At 39.3% G+C, this 15,206-nt stretch carries 14 protein-coding genes; 2 read left to right on the plus strand and 12 right to left on the minus strand.

The window, feature by feature from the left end; all coding sequences use genetic code 11:
* Nucleotides 1-142: 142 nt before the first annotated feature.
* The 3 genes from ABWP91_RS03540 to dcuC all read right to left on the minus strand — a co-directional run bounded on the left by ABWP91_RS03540 (nt 143) and on the right by dcuC (nt 3,930).
* Nucleotides 143-1,189 carry an asparaginase gene (locus ABWP91_RS03540; RefSeq protein WP_353242057.1) on the minus strand — a complete coding sequence of 349 codons (1,047 nt, stop codon included), beginning with the start codon at nt 1,187-1,189 and terminating at the stop codon, nt 143-145.
* Nucleotides 1,190-1,264: 75 nt separating this feature from the next.
* Nucleotides 1,265-2,539, minus strand: coding sequence for an amidohydrolase (locus ABWP91_RS03545; RefSeq protein ID WP_353242058.1), 1,275 nt, complete (start codon nt 2,537-2,539; stop codon nt 1,265-1,267).
* A gap of 26 nt (nt 2,540-2,565) precedes the next feature.
* On the minus strand, nt 2,566-3,930 hold the full coding sequence (dcuC, locus tag ABWP91_RS03550) for a C4-dicarboxylate transporter DcuC (RefSeq protein ID WP_353242059.1): 1,365 nt from the start codon (nt 3,928-3,930) through the stop codon (nt 2,566-2,568).
* A 220-nt stretch (nt 3,931-4,150) separates the two neighbouring features.
* On the opposite strand from dcuC, the gene ABWP91_RS03555 reads away from it, so the two are divergent.
* Entirely contained in the window at nt 4,151-5,083 is a 933-nt protein-coding gene (locus ABWP91_RS03555) for a DMT family transporter (RefSeq protein ID WP_353242060.1), read from the plus strand.
* A 77-nt stretch (nt 5,084-5,160) separates the two neighbouring features.
* Here the strand turns inward: ABWP91_RS03555 and ABWP91_RS03560 are convergent, their stop codons facing one another.
* A complete protein-coding gene (locus ABWP91_RS03560; protein WP_353242061.1) occupies nt 5,161-5,697 on the minus strand; it encodes a MarR family winged helix-turn-helix transcriptional regulator in 537 nt (178 codons plus the stop codon).
* A gap of 158 nt (nt 5,698-5,855) precedes the next feature.
* Entirely contained in the window at nt 5,856-7,352 is a 1,497-nt protein-coding gene (locus ABWP91_RS03565; RefSeq protein WP_353242062.1) for an MFS transporter, read from the minus strand.
* Nucleotides 7,353-7,468: 116 nt separating this feature from the next.
* On the opposite strand from ABWP91_RS03565, the gene ABWP91_RS03570 reads away from it, so the two are divergent.
* Nucleotides 7,469-8,365: a LysR family transcriptional regulator gene (locus tag ABWP91_RS03570; RefSeq protein ID WP_353242063.1), complete on the plus strand. Its 897-nt coding sequence runs from the start codon at nt 7,469-7,471 to the stop codon at nt 8,363-8,365.
* Nucleotides 8,366-8,722: 357 nt separating this feature from the next.
* On the opposite strand, the gene ABWP91_RS03575 is transcribed toward ABWP91_RS03570, so the two are convergent.
* The 7 genes from ABWP91_RS03575 to ABWP91_RS03605 form a co-directional block, all read right to left on the minus strand.
* Entirely contained in the window at nt 8,723-9,736 is a 1,014-nt protein-coding gene (locus tag ABWP91_RS03575; protein WP_353242064.1) for a hypothetical protein, read from the minus strand.
* An 18-nt stretch (nt 9,737-9,754) separates the two neighbouring features.
* On the minus strand, nt 9,755-10,297 hold the full coding sequence (locus ABWP91_RS03580) for a fimbrial protein (RefSeq protein ID WP_353242065.1): 543 nt from the start codon (nt 10,295-10,297) through the stop codon (nt 9,755-9,757).
* Complete coding sequence (locus tag ABWP91_RS03585; RefSeq protein WP_353242066.1) at nt 10,297-10,830, minus strand: fimbrial protein; 534 nt, start codon at nt 10,828-10,830, stop codon at nt 10,297-10,299. Before ABWP91_RS03585 ends, ABWP91_RS03580 begins: the two co-directional genes overlap by 1 nt.
* Entirely contained in the window at nt 10,823-11,014 is a 192-nt protein-coding gene (locus ABWP91_RS03590) for a hypothetical protein (protein ID WP_353242067.1), read from the minus strand. Before ABWP91_RS03590 ends, ABWP91_RS03585 begins: the two co-directional genes overlap by 8 nt.
* A 249-nt stretch (nt 11,015-11,263) precedes the next feature.
* A complete protein-coding gene (locus tag ABWP91_RS03595; protein WP_353242068.1) occupies nt 11,264-12,001 on the minus strand; it encodes a fimbrial biogenesis chaperone in 738 nt (245 codons plus the stop codon).
* Nucleotides 12,002-12,067: 66 nt separating this feature from the next.
* Nucleotides 12,068-14,572 (minus strand): fimbria/pilus outer membrane usher protein, encoded by a 2,505-nt coding sequence (locus ABWP91_RS03600; RefSeq protein ID WP_353242069.1) that lies wholly within the window; start codon nt 14,570-14,572, stop codon nt 12,068-12,070.
* Between the two features lie 69 nt (nt 14,573-14,641).
* Nucleotides 14,642-15,130 (minus strand): fimbrial protein, encoded by a 489-nt coding sequence (locus tag ABWP91_RS03605; RefSeq protein WP_502935789.1) that lies wholly within the window; start codon nt 15,128-15,130, stop codon nt 14,642-14,644.
* Nucleotides 15,131-15,206 lie beyond the last annotated feature (76 nt).

Raw genomic sequence — 15,206 nt, forward strand, 5'->3', positions numbered from 1 at the left:
TACTAACGCTATCTGAATTTGGGTATCTATATAATAAATCTTAAACTGATTTTTATAATTTATTTATTATACTAGAAATAAGCATGATTAATATTAAAAAGGCGTCTATATTCTAGACGCCTTTAATAATGACTGTATTTAATTAACGTTGGCTATCAAAGTAATTCGATATTTGCTTGAGGTCAGCGCCGGTTGCAAGGGCGAGTTGTAAGAGAATACGAGACTTTTGTGGGTTTAAAAAGCCAGACCCTATCGCAAATGATTTACTGCTCACATAGCCAGAGCCTGTTCGAGTTGCCATCACAACAGGAATACCTTTGCCACTGAGCTGCTTAATTGCCTCCTCCATGTTACTCGAGACATTTCCATTACCACTTCCCGCAACAATAATTCCTTTGGCTCCATTACTGATAGCGGCATCTAGCATCGCTGGGGTCTGGTCTTGGTAAGCATAAATAATTTCGACACTAGGGAGTTTATCTATCTTACTAACATCGAAAAAAGTACGATCAACAGGTTGTGCAGGGGTATAGTAGAACTTGGGTTTTCCACTGACAAAGACGCCAAGATAGCCTGGTTCATAGGATTTAAATGCATCAGGAGTGGTTGAGTTTGATTTGGTGGTATAAAATGCAGAACCAATGCGGTCGTTTAATACCACCATAATCCCACGGTTTTCTGCTTTTTTGTCTGAGGCAAGTACTACGCCTTCCAGCAGGTTCATTGGGCCATCTGCACTGATAGCCGTTGCGGGTCTCATTGCTCCGACAATAACGGTCGGTTTTTTATTGTTTGTTGTTAATTCTAAAAAAAATGCTGTTTCTTCAATTGTATCAGTACCATGAGTGATAACTACACCCTGTTGATTACCTTCATTCAGTAAATAGTTAACACGCTTACTGAGGTTTAAGAGGATCTCGCTGCTGATATTGCCGCTGATGGTGTTAGAAATCTGTTCGCCTTTGACGATAGCAACATCGTTGATTTCTGGCACGGCATTGATTAATACATCAATGCCCAGTGAGCCCGCTTTATAATCGGTGGTATCAAGGTTGGACTTGGAGCTTCCTGCGATGGTGCCCCCAGTGGCTAAAATGGTTACGTTGGGTTTAATGGCATCGGCTGAGAGTGAAACAGAGGTATATAAAATAAGGCTAGAAAGTAGCGTATTTAATAATGTCTTTTTCATTATATGTCCTTAAAAAAACCTTATAACATTATCCGTTATAAGGTTTCATAATTGGTTTATATTGATTTGCTGTTTTTATATGGATAAACGTTGTAGTAACCCTGTAAAGATTGAAAAACCAGTGAATAGCTGTTCTTCATCGATATCAAATTTGGCTTGATGGTGGCCCGCTTTGATGTCAGAGCCAATCACAAAATAAGCGGCCTTTCCGCCATGGGCTTGTACACGTTTAATCAACAGCGTGGCATCATCACTGCCATTAAAATTCATAGTTCGCTGAACTTTTTGTACCGCAGGGATCGTTTGTGCAACATCAATGATATAGTCAGTCATTTCATCATCAGGAATAAAATCGACAGCTTCACCCATCACTTCAGTTTCGAGTTCAACATCAAAACTGAGTGCTACACCGCGTGCACGTCTTAAGGCTTCTTCGGTCATGTAATTGTTAATTTTTTCGTTTTCGCCACGCACTTCAATTTGCATCTGTGCGTATGAAGGGATCACGTTACGGCCTTCACCTGCATTTAAGACCCCGACGTTGGCTCGTGTCATTCCCTCACCGTGGGTTGGCAAGCTTAAGATCTGGATAGTGGCATTACAGGCAGCCAGTAAGGCATTTTTCCCTGCATGGGGCTCCATTCCTGCGTGCGCGGCTTTACCTTTAAAACGCAGATCCATTTTTAATGTAGAAAGATAACGCTCAGGTGCAGCTACAACCACTCCACTTGGGATATCGCAGCCCAGATGGCCACAGGCAAAGTAATCAACATCATCTAAAATACCACTTTCGGCGATAGGTTTTGCCCCACGGACACCTTCTTCGGCGGGTTGAAAAATAAGTTTAATCACTCCCTTCAGTGGGCTATCTTTGTTTTCTATCAACCATTTTGCGACTCCGAGACCGATAGCCATGTGCCCATCGTGGCCGCAAGCGTGCATATAACCTGGGTTTGTAGAATTAAAGCCTTCTTGGTTTGGAATATGCTCCGTCGTATCAGTTTCTTGTACATTGACGCAATCAATATCAAAACGAAATGCGACTGTTGGGCCAGGGTGCCCTGTATCAAAGATCACGGCGCAACCAGTGTAGTCTCCGATCCTTGCGAGTAATGAATCATCAATACCACGCTCTTTGGCTGCGCGTCTGGCTGTTTCCACTATTGAGGGATTACGACCACGAATAAAATCAGGGTTGATAATATGTTCTCCTGTCAATACGTGGTGTCCCATTTCTTCCAGCAGTTTAATCAACGTCGCTGTGGTATAAAATTCCCCCCAACCCGTTTCTGGGTAACGGTGAAATTCACGTCGCCATGCAACTAGTGAGGCATTATTTATTGTAGTCATTTTGATTTTCCTTTTAATAACCTATTCTACGCATACAGAAAATATGCATAAATTAACGTTGCTATCGTGCCTACCGCTAAAGGTACTGAGGTTCTTTTTACTACTTCAACAGGGCTCACTTTGATAACCGATGCGACAATAATGACGACAGCAGAAACTGGAGAGATGGCTCGGACTAAGTTAGACGTAAATTGCATTGGAAGAGCAACCATAATCGGATCAACATGGGCTTGGTTAGCAATCGATGGAATTAATTCAATAAAAGAATAGAACACAGCGTTACCACTACCGCTAATAAAGGTGATTAATGCCGTTAAACCAGAGAAAATGAACATTAATCCAACACCAGCATTATTAACGTTCTTAACAACACCTGAAATCATATCAATGATGCCAATAGCATTAAGACCTGCGACCAATGTACCTGCGGCAACAATCAAGACAACGACTTGTGAAAACCCTTCGCCCATACCTTTAAAAAATAGTCCTGCTTGAACCATTTGTTCTTTTGGATTGCCTTTACGAATGAGTTCTGTGACAAATGCGAGAACAAATGAGAATAACGTGATTTCAACAAGTCCTACTTTGATTTCTCGAAAGCATAACCCTAAAACGATAATCAAAATAAGCGGAACAAGTGGAAATAAGGCGTAATAGGCAGGAGGCAGCTCTTTGTTTCCTTCGAGTTTACTTTCATCAACTTCAGTAAATGCCGATGCGCCTTGGCGCTTATCCATATATTTTTGCCAAAAATAATGGGCAAAACCCATTAATAATAAAACAGGGAGAGAGATAACGGCATGGTGTAAAGTGACGTAGTCGACAACATGCTCAAAACCGAGTAAGCGAGCTGCAACAACATTATCTCCCCCTAATGGCGTTGGCATAATTGTTGCTGTGGTCGCAATAATACCAGCCGCTGTCATTGAGGACATTTTGGCAGCCCTTAATATAGGGTACAAGGTTGCCATTAAAATAACGGCTAATGAAGCAGCGCTGGGGATCACTAACGACAGTAAGTTTCCTAGCCAAAAAACGATTGGAACTAAGATATAAGGAGATCGGATTTTTGAAATAGGTTTTGCAACTAAATGAACCGCGGCATCGTTTGCACCAATGCGTGACATATAAGAAGAAAAACCGAATAGGACCATGATTATGATCCCTGCGCCACCAAACTGTTTGATAAACCCTAGCTGTATCTGTTTTAGTGGATCAAGCCAAATATTCCCTGTACTTTGTTTTATATCTAAAATAGGCATCCCCAACATCGCTGCGCTGAGCATCAGCGCAATACCTGCGGTGAATAATACAATTTTTGCTTCGAAGTTCTTCGCAATTGCATAACCCGCTAGTATCAACACTATTACACTGATAATTATAACAGTCATAGCTGCCTCTCATTATTATTTCTTTGTAGGAAGTATCTTCACGAGAAGATATATCAATATTAATAACCGGTGTTTTAATATCAATCATAAAACGTACAATTATTGACATTTATCATGAATGTTTACTATTTCGTCTTCTTTGATTTCTATCGGCTTGTATCTTCATGGTGAGTATCTTAATGTGAAGATATATTTTTATTGAAATGGTGGTAAAAATTCAATGACGATGAAAAAAGTATCTTTAGTTGGGAGCTTGTTGGCGCTTTGTGCGGCTTTTCTATGGGGAACGGCGGGGACAGCTCAAAGTTTTGTGCAAGGAGCAACAGCACCTTACTGGATTGGTGCATTTAGGTTGCTTGTTGCGTGTTTATTCTTTCATTTGTTATTTTTTTATCGAATGACAAGCCGCCAAGCGCTAAAAGTGAATGAGCAACAACAAACAGATAATTCTGCCAAGAGGTCAATGGCATATTGGCGATATACCATTATCGCGGGTATCTGTATGGGGTTATATAACTTAACTTTTTTTGCAGGAATTAAGGCGACAGGGATCGCAATTGGAACGGCTACAACAATTGGTAGTGCGCCTATCTGGGCGGGTTTAATGCAGGCGCTCCTTTTAAAAAAATCACCGTCTTTGCTTTGGTGGCTCGGCACTTTTTGTGCAACGGCAGGGGGGACATGGATGGTTCTTTCTCAAAGCAGTAGTTGGCAAATTAATACAGGGGGGTTGATTATTTGTTTGAGTGCGGGTTTTTGCTATGCACTTTATACGCTGATGAGTAAAAAACTGGTCAGTATTGATTCTCCACTAACCATTACTAAGCATACATTTAGTATTGCTATATTAATTGCTGTTCCAATAGCTTGGGTACTAGCTGGAGCGCCAACCGTCAGTTGGGTAAGTATTGCAGTTATATTTTATCTTGGATTATTAACGACTGGAGTGGCTTACCTTTTATATACCCAAGCTTTGAAACATATTAGTGCACCTACAGGTGTGGCACTGGGCTTAATTGAACCGATTGTGGCGTTTTTCCTTGCGATCGTTGTTGCTCATGAAAACGTTAATATGTTAGCTGTCATAGGATTGTGTTTGATTTTGGCGGGTTTATGGTTAGTTTTAAAGTCTGAAGGCCAGCAAACAGCTTAACTTAAGTGATTAAGTCAAAATGAAGACAGCTCAATGTGAGCTGCACCCTGAGGTTTACTCCAACTTTGGGGTGTTTTTTATTTAGCCCCATTTTTTTCGTTGAGTTCAGATTTTTGTGATTGTATAAGTTTCTTCAGTAGCATGGCGAGTTGATCTTTATTTTCGGCATCTAATCCTTGAACTAAGGATTTTTCAATCGCTACGTGGGTTTCCACTGCTTCAAGGGTTAACTTCCGTCCTTCAGGGGTTATTTTTACAATGACTCCACGTCTATCCGCAGGATCTGGAATTCTAACAATAAATTTTTTTTCTTCTAATCGGTTAATTCGGTTAGATAACCCACCAGAGGAAATAAGAATTTTCTTTTGCAGTTCTTTGGGCGAAAGTTGACGATCAGGATTTCTAGCAAGTGCTGCGAGTACTTCAAACTCACCTACATTAAGATTGTAGCGGGCCAAATTGGCATCAATAAATTGAGAGATATAATGACTCATACGTACGATACGGGCGATAATTGGTAAACCACTTAAATCCAATGTAGGGACGGTTTCCAGCCATTCTTGTATTAATGTATCAACAAAGTCTTTATCTGACATTTTTTTGATTTCTTTCATGACTAAAATCCAGTTTTGAGCTTGTTTTGTATTAAGTCGGAATAAACCTAATATTATCAATGTAAGTTTATCATGAAAAAGAATCTTTTCACACACTTACCCCATTCAAGATATAGATCTAATAAGAGGTAAGTAGATACACTATTTTTACATTTGACTTAATTTTTAATTCTTAATAGCATAAATACAACTAAAGAAATGAATAGGGTAATCAAGCCTAAAGTGAAAATGGTTGCGTGAAATGCAGAGTCATAAACGGATATTATTTCGTCCTTACTGATATAAGGAAAATAGCTATTCAAATTGCTAAAGTTACTGGTTGATAATTGATTTGTAAGTGCTTTGATTTGTGAAGAAGGCAAATTATTTTCAACTGCATGAATATTAGAATATAGATATTCTGATAATAATGCGCTAACAGTCGCTAATGCAATTCCATCCCCTGATAATCTAATAGCATTGAATATTCCAGTTGCCATTCCAGCCTGACTTTTATCAACAACACTCACCGATAGCCCATCCATAAGCCCCCAAGGTAGTCCCACTCCGATACCGATGATCAACAGGTATATTAAACGCTGGTAAGAACCCGTATTGTTGATTTCATAAGCTAAGAGAAATAAGCCTATTGAAGCAATAAAAAAACCAGTAGCTGAAATTATTGCAGGCGTAATCCAATAGGTTAGTTTTGCTGAAAAAATAGGAATTATTAAGAGTGGAATAGATAAAATGAATAAGCATTGTCCTGCTTGATTAGAACTCATGCCTTCCATACCAATAAATTTCGCGGGTAGGATTATTAACAAAACAATATACGAGAAAGCAGGTGCAATAGCTAAGCACTGTACACCAATAAATTTTGGTGATTTGAATAAGGTTAGATTTAACATGGGCTCATCGTGCTGTAATTCGATAAAAATAAAAATAATTAACAGAACCCCCCCTGTGAAGAGAACCAATACAGTTGTGTAAGAAAGCCAGCCATCGATCGGGGCGAGGGTAATACCATATGTTATTAACCCTACGGAAATGGTGAAGGTTATTGCTCCCCACCAGTCATTTTTCTTATTGTTAATGTTTTTGCTCTCTTTTGCGTATTTTAAGACAAGCAATAAAGACAATAAGGATAAACTTGTTGGTAACCAAAAAACGGCACGCCAGCCTAGATAATCTGATAATAACCCCGCAATAAAGGGGCCGAATGCAGCACCAGAGCCAAAAGTTGTACCGATTAAACTAAATGCACGTAAGCGCTCATTTCCATCGTATTTTTGAGCCAGATATGAGATTGCCCCAGAAAATGCGGCAGCGGCACTTACGCCTTGAAGTAGTCTCAAAAGATCAAGAATAAAAACACTTGTGGAAAATGAAATGAGCACACTAAATAGTGAAAAGAAAAATAAACCAATAAGCCATACTAGCTTGCGACCATATTTGTCTGCTAGGTTGCCCGCAACAAGTGTACAGCTTCCGTAAGTTAATATATAAGCATTGATTACCCAAATAAGCTCAATTGATGTACTTTTTAGTTCTCGACTTATTTCTGGAATAATCACGGCTGGCGCTGCAATACTAAGGGGGATAACCGCTGCCGTGAGGCATGCCGCTACAAGAAGAATAATAGGAGACTGTTCGCTTTTATTATTACTATTCATGACGTTTACTCATTAATAATTAATTGATTCAGCGAGTTTATTTAAAGATTCTTAAAAGAAAAATAGTGATATATTCATTTTGAAAGTGACAAAAATGTCATCAATTGGAGGTGTAAGTGGATAAGCTCATCGGCGTTACACATTTTATTCATACTGCACAATTGCATAGCTTTGCAGAAGCAGCAAAACAGCTACACATATCGCCTTCTGCAGTCAGTAAGGGGGTATCAAGGTTAGAGGAAAGATTAGGAGTACGTTTATTACAACGTAGCACGCGTAGTGTGAGCTTAACGGCAGAGGGGGAGATTTTTCTTGCAAGATGTTTAAAAATTATGGGGGAGTTAACTCAAGCAGAGCGTGAACTTCATGAAGCCAAACGACTCCCTCAAGGTCGTTTAAAAATTAGTTTACCCTTGATAAGTACATTGATGTTGCCATTATTATCTGATTTTTCTAAGTTGTACCCTCAGATTGAACTCGATATTGATTTTAGTGACAGATTAGTTGATGTGACGAATGAAGGTTTTGATGCAGTGATTAGGACGGGGGAGTTAAAAGATTCCAGATTAGTGAGCAAAAGTATTGGCATCAGCCAGTTTTTTTGTGTTGCTTCACCGAAATATTGTTCAGAACATGGCATTCCTCAAGAGCCAAAAGAATTAGAAAATCATTTATGCCTTGTACACCGTTTCCCCTCGACAGGGTTAATTGAAAAATGGTGGATGAAGTATGCGGCGGATATACCGGCTTATGTTGATATAACACCTGTTTCTAAGGCTATGGTAAGTAACCACCTTGATAGTTTGTTATTTATGGCAGTTAATGGTCATGGAATAGCCTATTTACCTGACTTCTCTATTGCAGAAAAAGTCAAAAAAGGTGAATTAATTATCTTGTTAGATGAATGGGTTGGAATGAAAAGCGAATTTCATATCTTATGGCCATCAAATTATGCGATGTTACCAAAACTAAGGGTTTTTATTAATTTTATGCATAATGCATTTTTGAAATGATGAGATTATATAAATACAAAGATGAATATAGCCTTTAAGTAAATAGCTTTATCTAGCTTATTTCAGTTCGTTAATTCGATCACTAAGCGGAGTCCATTAAGGTCGTTTAAAAATTATCGCCTCGCACTGGCAAGGCGCTTGCTTATGAATAAATAAGAAATCATTAACCATATTACATGGCCAGTTGGTAACAGTGATTCTTTGTACTTCTCTCGGAATTTTTATGATGCAATAGGAATGTTACCCATAAAGTTTTACAACACAAATCCATGAAAGTGCCTAGCGACTACTCATGAATAGAAAAGTAAGTACTAGAAAGCCTAACAAAACAGGGCTTATTGATATTTAAACTCCTTTTTATTGTATTGTGACTCTTAAAACCCCAGCCCCTTGAAATGAGCCTGTTTTGGTTTTATCGTCGGGGTGAAATATTGAATTAATCAGGTAGTCTTTTTTCCTCGTGATTTTTTCTTCACTTATTGATTTTCCATCGCTAAATTGCAATTCACAATCACCTTCGCCACATTTAGTGAAGTTAGCCCCTTTCCCTGTCGGCTTATTTGTCCCGATTAATTCCATTTTTACCGGTGTTGAGAAACCGCAAGAAATACTATAATTTGTTAAGTTACTTTTATAGCTGGACTCATCGCCTAATGTGATATCGTGAGTTAATTGCAGAGGGTTACTGTTGAAGTCACACTTCGACTTTACATCAATAATTAGTGTGAATGTGTCACGTCGGCCAAGGCCTCCTACGATTAAACTCGGGACATTCGCGGAGGGTCCTTTATCATTAGAGTCTGTAAACTTATTCTCTTCAAATGCGTAATAATAGGCAACAGGGACCCTATAGGTACCTGGCGCAAGGTTACCTTGTGATAACGTTGCCGTTATTCTTGCGCTACGCCAATGGAAGTCTACAGGTATCGTTGAACCAAGGTTCCAGCAGATTCCAACTTCAGTACTCACCGAGATTTGATTTACCTTGGAAGTATACCCTGAAAGTTGCGATTGCCCTGGGTAGTTCCAACCGTTGTATGAATCGATACTCAATGAAATAGGGACACCATTTGCGTACACTTTATTTTGCATAATAAGCCAAGCGGTTTTTTCTTGGGTTGCACTTAACTTATCGCTAGTCCCTTTGCATTTTGTATAGACATTTTTTGCATTATAAATGCCATTCAGCCCCCCAGACATGATTGATGATGCAGAGATAGTTGTATCATTATAATTTATTAAGATATCGTTGGTTGTTACTGAACTTGCCATTGTCCAAATAAAATGGCGATAATCCCCGGCGAGACTTGTTACAGGGAAAAGTAATATATTTAATAACATTAAAATAAAAAGGTGAGGTTTAATTATCATATCAATTCCTAGTCATTATTAATTGTAGGTGATGACTATCTTAGCTGTGGATTCAAATTTTCCAGGTGTTAAATTACTGGCATTTAAGGCGTAGGGAACCGCAGTAATAGAAAAGATCCCATTGGCTTGTCCTTTTCCACTTAATCCATTAATAATTTCATTTCCTAGGCTGTTTATATTGTTCCCTATAACAAGTGGGTAGGTGTTATTAACCGCGCTCCCTTGATATAAAGCAATCCCTAACCCTGTATTTCCCTTCGTGTGTAATACATTATTAGGTGCACCGGCTAATTTATCGCCGACAACATTAATATAAGGCTTTCCTAGATAATATTGGCAATCAATAGCGATATCTTTAGTTATTGAATTATCATAATTATTAACTTTATCTATTTGTACAGTTTTAAAGTTAAAAATAATTTTTTCATTTTTATTAATCACGCAAGGTGGAGCTTTAACTGTGCCCGATATATTTATAGGAACATCGACAGCAAAAGAATAGGCGCTGTAGCAATAAAGTATTCCGACCCAAAACTTAAAATGCTTTTTTATGACATTCATTACTCATACTCCACAGTAAAGGTTACTGAGGCTAAAAAATCACCGATATTTGCATCTCCGACTTTAGGTTTACGCACAAAAACACCAAAAATAAGTTCTTGTGTGTTTCCGACTTCAGGTACTGAGCCAAGATTAATTTGTTGATTCCAAGCAATTAAAGCATCTTCTTTATTTGTTACGCCCAATAAAATGCCGCTATCACCTTGTGTATTTAAAAAGGAATCACCATTAATATTGGTTAATTGATTACTCTTCCACGTTAGCTTGATCATTTTTTTTAGATCGGTTTCGCTACATTTTTCAATAAAAATTGAAAAATGTTTTGTTGCACTCGGTATCCCTTCATTTATTGTTTTTAAGCGTAGGTTATAAATTTTGATTTTTTGATTTAAGGACTCAGCGGTGACTTGGCAAGCGGTATTGACAAGCTCCCCGCTAAACGTCATATCAAGTCCTTCTTCGCTATAAGATAATGGAGGTAAAGCGAATAGCAAAAGATAAGGCGCCCAATTCAATAGGCTTTTTTTATTCATAGCTCACCTCAAACCTCAATGTGCTGTGGTAATCAATTTGTGGTGGCAAATCGATTTTATTATCACCGTTGGTTAAATAAGTGAGGTAGCTTGGGTAGAATAGCGATTTTTTGGTATCGTAAAATTGCAAAGTGACAGGGGTATATGCCGCTGAGTTGAATATATTAAGATCACCAAACGCCATACCAGCCCCACAATTTGTCAGCGTGATCTCTTTTGTACTGTGTATGCTTAGGTTACACGCGGTACTCAACAAATTTACGTATACTTGAACCTGACCGTAAAAGATTGTATTTGCTGGCAAGCTAGCAGCGGTATGTTTTATGCTAGAAAAAAAACACAGTATTATCATGGTAATAAACAGCCCTATGGGCATTTTTAGTTGACTACTCATGCTTATTTTCCTTATTAATATGCGAGCTTTCACTCAATACTACTCCTCTGTAGAAACCGTACAGACGGTACCTTCACATTTAAATACCAGCGTAGGTTTACCGCCAAAATCATTAATATAAGTCATGTACGGTTTTGATAATGCTGGAGATATTATGTCGTAGTTAGATTTTGGTGGCACCATGACGACATTAAACGCATTCTTTTCTGCTTGATTTTTGTTACCACCGAAGCCAATCACCGTTAAGTTGAATGGGGTGGTATTATTTAAACGATAGCCATTGGCAATTTTTGTCAAAGTGACTTTATGTGCCCACTTAGTCTCGGATTCAGACAGGATGCTTTTTGGGCGATAAAATAATTTCACACGGGACTGCAGTGCGATTTGCAATGTATTTCCGTCATTCGATTTCGGTGGGACTTCACGCAGGTTAAAGTAAAAAACAGATTCTCTATCTTGTGGTAATTTGCTTAGCTCAGGCGTTGTACTTAAACGGACTAAACTATGGCTTGTCGGCTCAATGCGTTGGAGTGGTGGCGTGGCTAAAATAGCGCCTTTGGTTAATTTATTTCCTTCAATATCTTCAATCCAGCTTTGTGCGAGATAAGCTTCCTCTGGATTATCATTTGAAATAGTGACATTAATTGATTTTTCAGATGCAGGAAAAATAATTCGTGTTCTATCTAATGTTACAGCGCTGTGTGCGCTGATGGATAAAAATACAGTCGCAAGTAAAAAAGGTGCAAGTACGCGCGAACGTAAAAATAAATTCAACATAATAAACCTCATAAATAAATTAAATGTGTGCAGCTAATCCGAATAGTTTTAAATAGATTCGGATAATTATTTCTTTATTGATACACAGGGTAGTAACAGCATATTGGTTGATGTATCTAAACTTTCAGGAAGCGACAATTGGCACTGTGCTTGGCCTCCCCAGTAAACACGTAAATTTTCCTGAGGCGATATTCCCACTAACCAAGTCACACCATCTTCCCCGACAATGCCTAATTCAAGGTTATTGTGGTTGCGAACACTGGCACCAAATGGCGGCGTTTTATCATTACCCAAAGATAAAATGGCAAAGAGTTTTTCGCCCTTCATGACGGATAAACTCCGGTAGCCAATCGCACCTTTTGTGAGAGTGATGTCCGTTGATGCTCCCAACGTTTCTAAATTATCGGGCAATTTACTGGTATTAATTGATGCGTTAGCTTTACGGTAACTGCTAATATTCGGGATAACAGCCAAACCGAATCGATTTGTTTTTATCGTGCCATTGTCGAGTGGCACATCACCAACACCGGGAGTTTCAATCATTAATCGAGTATCTCCACTTGAACCTCGGTGCAGGGCAACACCATATGAAGTCGCGGTTATCCCACTATTAATAGACAGGCCAACACTGCGATATTGTTGAGGGACATAGCTTGCATTTGCTGAAATATTCGCTTGGGAGAGATCTCGGGAGTAATAACCGCTGATGCTCGATTCGCTGTCATATAATTGCCCATGGTTATAACCTACAGTGACATTGTAGCTATCACGGTCGTTATATCCGCTATAACCAGCACTATGGTTATATTGGTTATATTCTCCTGCCTTAGTATAAGATTCAGACAATGAGACACTGTGGCCGTTATAAAGTGGAATGCTTAAATAAAGATTCACTGCATCATCTTTATACCCACTGTCTCGCTCTGTGCGGATCGCAGATAACGATATCGTTGCATCTTGCTGGGAAAGCGCAGGAAGACTGATATTGGTGCTTGCATATAAGCCATATTGCATTTGTGACTTATCATACCAATATGTACTATATTGATAATTAAGCGAAAAATTGAAGTTATCAAAATATTTATTCAGATAAATTTGGTAGTTTTCTTTTGGCGCACGAGAGACATAACCTGAATTTGCTTCATCCATAAATTGACTGAGCGTTCGATAGTTTTTATCTGCGAAGCGATAACCTGCAAAAGTAATATCTGTGCGTAATGCATCAAAAGATTTTGAATAATTTAATCGATATGAGCGACCTTGTAGCGTTTCTTGCGTAAAACGTACGACTGACTGTGTCACATCGAATGATAATGCGCCAAAGGCGAATAAGTCTCGTCCAATACCAACCGCGACGGTTTGGTAATCAGTATTAAGTTGGGACCCACCATACAGTGACCATTCATTTGATAAACCGTAGGATAACTCCCCGCCGGCAACGGGATCTCCTGCTAGCTGATGACCGTTACGGCGTGTTTTGCCCGCAACCAATTTATAAATGAGTCGTCCTGGTCGCGTTAAATAAGGTAGAGATGCGGTATTTAGGCTGAATTTTTTCTCTTCCCCATTCTCCTCACGAATAGTGACATCCAAGACGCCTCGAACACCGCTATCTAGCGTTTGAATCCGAAATGGCCCTGGCGGCACGGTTGTTTCTAAGAGTACGCGCTCTTTGCTGCGAACAATGACCGTCGCATTGGTATTTGCAACACCAATGATTTCGGGGGCGTATCCCACAAGTTTCGGGGGCAACATACGGTCATCACTTTCTAATGAAAGCCCTGTGTATTGCCATGACTCAAAGACATTGGAATAAAAATAGTTTTCCCCTAACGTCAAAATAGCGGATAACGACTTAATCGAGGTAAATGCGTATAACCGACTAAAATCAAATTGTTGCGTTTCTTGGGATTGACGATTTCCTTGTTGCTTCTGGTAAGTCCCGTTGTAGTCACCGCGAAAACGCCAAGCGCCTAAGTTTATGCCAGCGGTACCACTCGTCGACGCGTAAGTGCGTTTACTTCCCACATTTTCTTTTGTGACAGAAATATTCGCGCTGTAATCGACTAGGACACCGTTAATACCTTCCTCCCATAATGCGGGGGGGATCCAGTCAGGGTCTCGATATTCCATCCAAAACTGAGGGATGGTGATTTTTAATGATAATGTTGCAAGCTCAATCTTTATCTGAACCCCAGTCAGAGCTGATAAATCTAAGCACTGGTCATCATTTGAAAAATGAACTTTTTCTTTTGCTGTCTCTTTAAGCCCGATGAGGTCAAGTAAATCAATAGGTAGGCATGTTGTTTGGAGTGAAGTTTGCTCGGAACGGGTCTGCTCTAAAACTTGGATATCCCGTGGTGCGCCTAAACGCTGCCCATTGACAAAAATTGTTAAGGCATAATTACCTGGGGGGACATAACCTGCGACAGCAAATTGGCTCATATCGACATTTTGGAGATCTTCAGCATCTAATACATCCGTATTAAATTCCGAGGCATGAGCGGTCAACGTGCTAAAGTTTAATGCCACTAAAATGGCCAGCCTAACTTTACAATATGTGAACTTCATGCGTATACCACTCCGAGAACAACAAAAAACCGAGCCAATACAATAGGATTGACTGTTTTTATCTGTGTTTTATTGATAATCAATGAAAAAACGAATTAACCCTTGGTAGCGGCCTGCTTGAAGCGGTTTTCCCGTTAGTTCAAGTTGTAAAAAATAACGAAGTACTAGCGTTTGTCCTGATTTACCTTGTCTTAACACGTTGCCGAATAGCGAATAGCTTTCTCCTGGGGTTAAGGTTTGCATCGTATTATCGAGAACAGAAATACCAAGCCCTTCTGAGGGGCCTTGTAAAACAAACGCATTTATCTGGCTTGCGCGATTGCCATCAAAACGGATCATCCATGTTTTACTATCAAGAGAGGAAAACAGGCTACCGCAGTTGTTTAATTCAATCTCAAAAGGCTGGTTGTGTTCTTCTCGAGAGACCTTTGTTGATAATAAATTCAACGCTAATGATGAAAAATTTACCGTTTGAAAACGATCTTTCATCATAATCGAACAAGGTGTCGCGATAACGCTGCCAATCATCTGAGTCGTGCCTTCGTGCCTTACACCAATCTCTTTTTCTCCAAATGTCGAAAAGCTTCCACAAAAGTAGATAAGTAGGATGGGCACAAATTTTCGGATACCAAAT

The sequence above is a fragment of the Providencia sp. genome (assembly GCF_040396775.1).
Lineage (GTDB): Bacteria > Pseudomonadota > Gammaproteobacteria > Enterobacterales > Enterobacteriaceae > Providencia.

Excerpts from the sequence above, each read along its gene's own strand:
- ABWP91_RS03560 (WP_353242061.1), bottom strand. The coding sequence starts at position 5,697 with ATGAAAGAAATCAAAAAAATGTCAGATAAAGACTTTGTTGATACATTA.
- ABWP91_RS03545 (WP_353242058.1), bottom strand. The coding sequence starts at position 2,539 with ATGACTACAATAAATAATGCCTCACTAGTTGCATGGCGACGTGAATTT.
- ABWP91_RS03540 (WP_353242057.1), bottom strand. The coding sequence starts at position 1,189 with ATGAAAAAGACATTATTAAATACGCTACTTTCTAGCCTTATTTTATAT.
- ABWP91_RS03600 (WP_353242069.1), bottom strand. The coding sequence starts at position 14,572 with ATGAAGTTCACATATTGTAAAGTTAGGCTGGCCATTTTAGTGGCATTA.
- ABWP91_RS03595 (WP_353242068.1), bottom strand. The coding sequence starts at position 12,001 with ATGTTGAATTTATTTTTACGTTCGCGCGTACTTGCACCTTTTTTACTT.
- ABWP91_RS03580 (WP_353242065.1), bottom strand. The coding sequence starts at position 10,297 with ATGAATGTCATAAAAAAGCATTTTAAGTTTTGGGTCGGAATACTTTAT.
- ABWP91_RS03565 (WP_353242062.1), bottom strand. The coding sequence starts at position 7,352 with ATGAATAGTAATAATAAAAGCGAACAGTCTCCTATTATTCTTCTTGTA.
- ABWP91_RS03590 (WP_353242067.1), bottom strand. The coding sequence starts at position 11,014 with ATGGCGTTTGGTGATCTTAATATATTCAACTCAGCGGCATATACCCCT.
- ABWP91_RS03575 (WP_353242064.1), bottom strand. The coding sequence starts at position 9,736 with ATGATAATTAAACCTCACCTTTTTATTTTAATGTTATTAAATATATTA.
- dcuC (WP_353242059.1), bottom strand. The coding sequence starts at position 3,930 with ATGACTGTTATAATTATCAGTGTAATAGTGTTGATACTAGCGGGTTAT.
- ABWP91_RS03585 (WP_353242066.1), bottom strand. The coding sequence starts at position 10,830 with ATGAATAAAAAAAGCCTATTGAATTGGGCGCCTTATCTTTTGCTATTC.
- ABWP91_RS03555 (WP_353242060.1), top strand. The coding sequence starts at position 4,151 with ATGACGATGAAAAAAGTATCTTTAGTTGGGAGCTTGTTGGCGCTTTGT.